We start from the raw sequence: 5,587 nt of genomic DNA, 5'->3' as shown, positions 1-5,587 counted from the left end.
CTGCGCTCATCCATCGTGGTGGAACTGATCGCCTTGGTGTATTCCTCGGTGTACTCCGGGTCGTTCCAATGGGCGTAGTTGTAGGCCGCCCCCGGGCCGTCGACCGTCTGGGAGAAGTTGATGATCCCACGCGAGGTCATGTTCTCGGTGCTCATCTGCCATTCCCCGGCTCGGGCGTAGACCTGCGTCTCGTCCATCGCATTAACCGTGATGTCGAGACCGATCTCCTTCGCGTTCTCCGCCACAATCGCTGCGAACTCCTTCAGCTGCGGGACAGTCGTGATCGCAATCTTCGCCCCCTCGGCGCCCGCCTCAGCAATGAGCTTCTTGGCCTTGTCGAGGTCCTGGCTGCGCTTCAGGTCACTCGCGAAGTCCTCATCCCACGGGCTATAGAGGTCGTTGCCGATGGTGCCGTAGCCTCCGCCGACGGTGTCGAGGATCTGCTTGCGGTCCACAGCGAGCCGGATTGCCTCACGCACACGCGGGTCCTTCGTGGGGCCGGTGGCCGTGTTCATGTAGATGTCCCCGCCATTGGCCGAGGCAAGCGGAAGGATGTCGACCGCGGGGTTGCCCTTCAAAGAAGCTACCTGCGCGCCCGGATTCACGATGGCGTCGACCTGGCCGGCGAGGAGCGCGTTGACTCGTGCATCGGGGTCCACGATCACCTTCAGCACGAGCTTGTCCGCGTGGGCCTTCTCGCCCCAATAGTTCTCGTTGCGCGCGTAGACCGCCTCAGAGCCGGGCGTGTAGCTCTCAAGCTTCCACGGCCCAGTGGCGATCGGCTTCTCCGGGTCGAAGTCGCTCGGCACGATCCCCATGGGCCCGCTGTCCCCCATCAGTTTCGCGAAGCCGATGTCAGGATGACCGAGCTTGAAGACGACGGTCTTCTGATCCGTCGCCTCCACCGTGTCGACGTTGTTGAACACATTGATGTTCAGCGCAATCGTCTTAGGATCTCTGATCCGGTGCATAGAAAATACGACGTCATCTGCGGTCACCGGCCGACCGTCGGAGAAGGTGACATCGTCTCGGAGAACGACAGTCCATGTCGTGGCCGTCGGGTCGGGCTCAAATGACTTCGCGAGCACATTCACCAGGTTCATGTCCTGGTCATAGGCGATCAGGGGCTCGTAGAGGACGTTCATGGCATAGATATCCCACAAGCCCGTCGCGACGTGCGGGTCGATCGTCGTCTCTGCAGATGTGGCATCGACCCCCACCGTAATGGTCCCGCCGTCCTTAGGCTCGGCCGCAGCGCGGTCGCCTGGCCGCGATCCGCCATTACCAGTGCACCCAGCCAGCGCCAGGCCCAAGGCGGTCGCGGCCGCCACTGCAACAGCGAACCGGCGGCGCCGCTTGTGCGTCGACACCGACCGATCAACCCTCTGGCCATCCGACACCGAACTCACTCTCCTTGCGACCACGGACCGTTCCTTTCGTCGAGGTGGTCATTCCGGGACCAGGCACCAACTGGATGCCGCCACCAAGCCGTTCTCGGCGTACGACCCCGACCTCTCCAGCGCGCTCCGTCTCATCTATTCGGTGCAGCATGCCCGATAAATGCTCAATGCGCTAGGGCGATCTGCGGGCTGATCTCGGCCCACCGCGTGAGAGTCTGTTGCGCCGACGGGCCAACGGTCCCGGCGCACGGGAAGCCTGTCGAATGATTCGCACCTGTCGGCGCGCGATGGCCAGTCTGCTACCATCTGTGCATATAGACTCATAGGGATCGATTATCAGCACCTGACGACTCTCCCGTGGCGTGGCGACCGGGCGGGCTCGGGCCAGCCCGACGTCCAGCGACGACCCCATCCCCGGAGGGGCAGTCCAGTTGCATCCCGGATTGCCGTCCTGAGAGGGAGACCTTGAGCAAGATTGCCGTGACCGGTGCAACTGGACACCTCGGTGGCCTGATCGTGCAGGGTCTGTTGGCGCGTCGGGTATCAACCTCAAACATCGTGCCGCTGGTCCGCACGGAGCGCCAGACCGCTCGATTCCGAGAGCTCGGGCTACGGCCGCGCGTCACGTCGTACGACGACCCTCTGCACCTGCAGGCGTCGCTTGTGGGCATCGACACCATGGTCCTGATCTCCCCACCCGGCGACAGGGGGAACAGCGTCGATCGACTCCGGCTGTTACTCGGGGCTGTCTTCGCCGCCCAGGGAGCGGGCATCAAGCATCTCGCCTACGTCGGACTCGCCGCGCCGGAACTTCGCGTGTTCAAGTTGGAGGACGTCGAGCTGGCCGTCGAGCACGCGATCCGAGCCGTCGGGCTTCCCTATACCTTCCTACGGAACAGCGTCTACTTCGACGAGCTGGGGCCGGAGATCAACATCGCCATCACCACAGGCGAACTGGTTTCCGCAAGCGGCAACGGCCCCTTGAACTGGGTGCCGCGAAGCAGCCTGGCAGAGGCGGCGGTCGAGGCGCTGCTGAACGACAACAACCTCAACCAGACCTACGAACTCGTTGCCGCAGAGACCTTCACCTACGACGACCTCGCTGATGCGATCTCGGCATTCACCGGTCGAAGCATCACTCACAGCCAAGCACCCCGAGACGACGCCAAACAGGCTCTCCAAGCGGGGGGAGCGACCGATGAGTTCGCCACGATGATGGTCGACGTCTTCCACCGACCGATCTCCGAAGGCAAGTTCCGGGCGACAGGTCACGATCTGCAGCACCTCACCGGGCAGAAGGGAACCCTGGACGTCGCCTCGATCCGTGCGATCGCGGATCTGGCCACCTAGGCGTTGCTCTCGATGCATCAGGCGCGTGGCATCACAGTGGCGGGCGCACCGTCCCGACATAGGTCGGCGCAAGCGGTCCGAGCCCAGCGACGCTGGACGATTGGCTCTCTGCTGGCCCGGCAGATGCGTCACGGTCGCGTGGCGGGCTCTGCGTCGGTCTGCCTGCTTCGCGCCGGCTGACGCACCGTCGCCGAGCAGGTGTTTGGGACGCGAGCTGGTACCGGTCGTGGTAAGCGGCGCTGGTGATGACAGCATCGATCCAGCGTTGCCACTCTGACGAGTGGTGGAGTTGCGGGCCGATCCGTCGGAACCCAACGGATTGCGCAGGGTAAAGATCGAGGATCTGTGATGGATGGTGTCCGCATCACCACTGACAAAGGACCTTGCCAGAACAGCCGCGCCTGACCGAGCTCGTCGTCGTGTCGAACGTCTCGGTCAGCCACATACCGAGCACGCCGGTATAGAAATCGACAGCGCTCTCGATGTCAGCGACCGCGATTCCGACTTGTCCGAGGCGGGCACCCTTGCCGTGCGCCGTTGTGTTACCTTCCTCCTGATGGTCGCTAATCGCGTTTGTTTGCCCGATACTCATACTCCTCGCTGGGTCGGGTTGCAGCAGCCAACTGGACGACGACGGCTGCCCGGCTCCCGGCTCCCCAACGCTTGCAAGTGATGACGTCGGGTAGGCATGACGGGGTGCTCGCTCGCTCAGCAGGTTGGGCCCTCGCGCTAGTAATGCGCGATCAGCCTGGTCTGCGCCGTCGCGAGGTCAGCCAGCTGTTTTGAACGCCCACTCAGCCGCGCGTATGTCAATCAGCGGACGTGCCCCTGGCGGGGGTGCGTGACCTCGTACTATTCAAGGGTCTTCAGGGAAGGGCGAATAGACGCCTGACCGGCCCGCACTCTGACAAAAGGTGCCGCATGACTTCCTCGCCTCGTGATCGTCGTGTCTCCCGGCGGATCGATGCCATCGCAGAATCAGCGACCCTCAAGGTGGACGCGAAGGCAAAGGCGCTGAAGGCCGAGGGCCGACCGGTCATCGGCTTCGGCGCCGGTGAGCCCGACGTCCCGACGCCCGCTTACATCGTCGACGCCGCCATCGCGGCCGCCCGCGACCCCAAGAACCACTGCTATACCCCGGCCGGCGGCCTGCCAGAACTCAAGGCGGCCATCATCGCGAAGACGAAGCGCGACTCTGGCCTCACGGTGTCCCCAGCGGAGGTGTTGGTGACAAACGGTGGCAAACAGGCCGTCTACGAGGCCTTCGCCGCGATGATCGACCCGGGCGACGAGGTGCTGCTCCCGGCGCCGTTCTGGACGACCTACCCGGAGTGCATCCAGCTCGCCGGCGGCATACCCGTCGAGGTCTTCGCGGACGAAACACAGGGCTACAAGATCGCGGTCGAACAACTTGAGGCGGCGCGCACTGAGCGGACCAAGATCCTGCTGTTCGTCTCGCCATCCAACCCGACCGGTTCGGTCTACAGTACAGACGAGATCCGCTCGATCGGCGCCTGGGTCGCCGAGCACGGCCTGTGGGTCGTCACCGACGAGATCTACGAGCACCTCATTTATGACGGCGTCGAGACGGGCTCAATCGCGACGTTGTGCCCCGACATCGCCCCCTACACCGTCGTGCTTAACGGCGTCGCCAAGACCTACGCCATGACTGGCTGGCGGGTGGGCTGGATGATCGGCCCGACCGACGTCGTCAAGGCCGCCACCAATCTGCAGTCGCACGCCACCTCCAACGTCGCCAACGTCTCCCAGCGTGCCGCCATCGCCGCACTCGAGGGCGGCCTGTCCGCTGTCGACGAGATGCGCATCGCCTTCGACCGACGCCGCAAGACGATCGTCGCAATGCTCAATCAGATCGAAGGTGTCTTGTGCCCGACACCCGTGGGAGCATTCTACGCATTCCCGTCGGTCAAGGGCCTGCTCGGCCGCGAGTACGACGGCCGAGTGATCAACACATCGGCCGAGCTGGCCGAGTACATCCTCGACCGGGCTGAGGTCGCCGTCGTGCCGGGTGAGGCGTTCGGTGCGCCTGGATACCTTCGGCTGTCATACGCGCTTGGCGACGACGAGCTCGTGGAAGGTATCGGCCGCCTGCAAGAGCTCTTTGGCCCGTGAGTCCCTGCCATGACGTGGCACGCGACCGCGGTGCAGGGCCGACTCGCCGAGCACCTCGAGTTTGCGCCGTGTACGCAACAACGAATTGAGCTACGTCCTCGGGCTGGGGCCGCGCAACTCACTCAGTTGAAGCCCACCGACCTGCTGCATCCGAGTGAAGACCGATCATGCTAAGTGACCGACCGGTCGTTGTTCCCCGACGACCGAGTAACGGGCGAGAAGGCTCCCCTTCTCACCCGGTCCCGGTTCTGTTCAGTGCGCACCGCAACAGCGACCGTCACCTGACCGCCGGAGCCGCGCCTCAGGCGGGGACACGAGCCAGTGCGGTGAGGATGTCGTCGACGCGGTCTTTGGCGTCGCCGAAGAGCATCTGGGTGTTCTCGCGGAAGAACAGCGGGTTCTGGACACCGGCGTAGCCGGCGGCCATGGACCGCTTGAACACGATCACGTTGTGGGCCTCCCAGACCCGCAGCACGGGCATGCCGGCGATGGGGCTGGTGGGATCTTCGGCGGCGGCGGGGTTGACGGTGTCGTTGGCCCCGATGACCAGCACGACGTCGGTGGTGGCGAGGTCGTCGTTGATCTCGTCCATCTCCAGCACGATGTCGTAGGGCACCTTGGCCTCGGCCAGCAGCACGTTCATGTGCCCGGGCAGACGACCGGCCACAGGGTGGATCCCGAACCGGACGTTCACACCGCGCTCG

The 5,587-nt window shown here is 64.4% G+C and carries 5 protein-coding genes; 2 read left to right on the top strand and 3 right to left on the bottom strand.

Translation table 11 applies throughout. The features are described 5' to 3' along the window. Positions 1-1,370, bottom strand: a 1,370-nt coding sequence (locus tag ACYQ1K_RS27625; protein ID WP_459986844.1) for an ABC transporter substrate-binding protein, incomplete at its 3' end; no start/stop codon positions are given. Positions 1,371-1,865: 495 nt separating this feature from the next. Here ACYQ1K_RS27625 and ACYQ1K_RS27620 point away from each other — a divergent pair. Next, positions 1,866-2,750: an NmrA family NAD(P)-binding protein gene (locus ACYQ1K_RS27620; protein WP_459986843.1), complete on the top strand. Its 885-nt coding sequence runs from the start codon at positions 1,866-1,868 to the stop codon at positions 2,748-2,750. 364 nt (positions 2,751-3,114) lie between these two features. Here the strand turns inward: ACYQ1K_RS27620 and ACYQ1K_RS27615 are convergent, their stop codons facing one another. Beyond that, positions 3,115-3,342 carry a VOC family protein gene (locus tag ACYQ1K_RS27615; protein ID WP_459986842.1) on the bottom strand — a complete coding sequence of 76 codons (228 nt, stop codon included), beginning with the start codon at positions 3,340-3,342 and terminating at the stop codon, positions 3,115-3,117. A gap of 230 nt (positions 3,343-3,572) precedes the next feature. Here ACYQ1K_RS27615 and ACYQ1K_RS27610 point away from each other — a divergent pair, with 230 nt between their 5' ends. Next, the gene (locus tag ACYQ1K_RS27610; protein ID WP_459986841.1) at positions 3,573-4,883 is read left to right on the top strand and encodes a pyridoxal phosphate-dependent aminotransferase; all 1,311 of its coding nucleotides are present in this window, start codon (positions 3,573-3,575) and stop codon (positions 4,881-4,883) included. A 301-nt stretch (positions 4,884-5,184) separates the two neighbouring features. Here the strand turns inward: ACYQ1K_RS27610 and ACYQ1K_RS27605 are convergent. Then, positions 5,185-5,587 (bottom strand): NAD(P)(+) transhydrogenase (Re/Si-specific) subunit beta (locus ACYQ1K_RS27605; protein WP_459986840.1); only part of this gene is annotated, 403 nt, incomplete at its 5' end.

This window comes from Nocardioides sp. AN3 (assembly GCF_054653495.1).
This window is presented reverse-complemented; position numbering and strand designations above follow the sequence as displayed.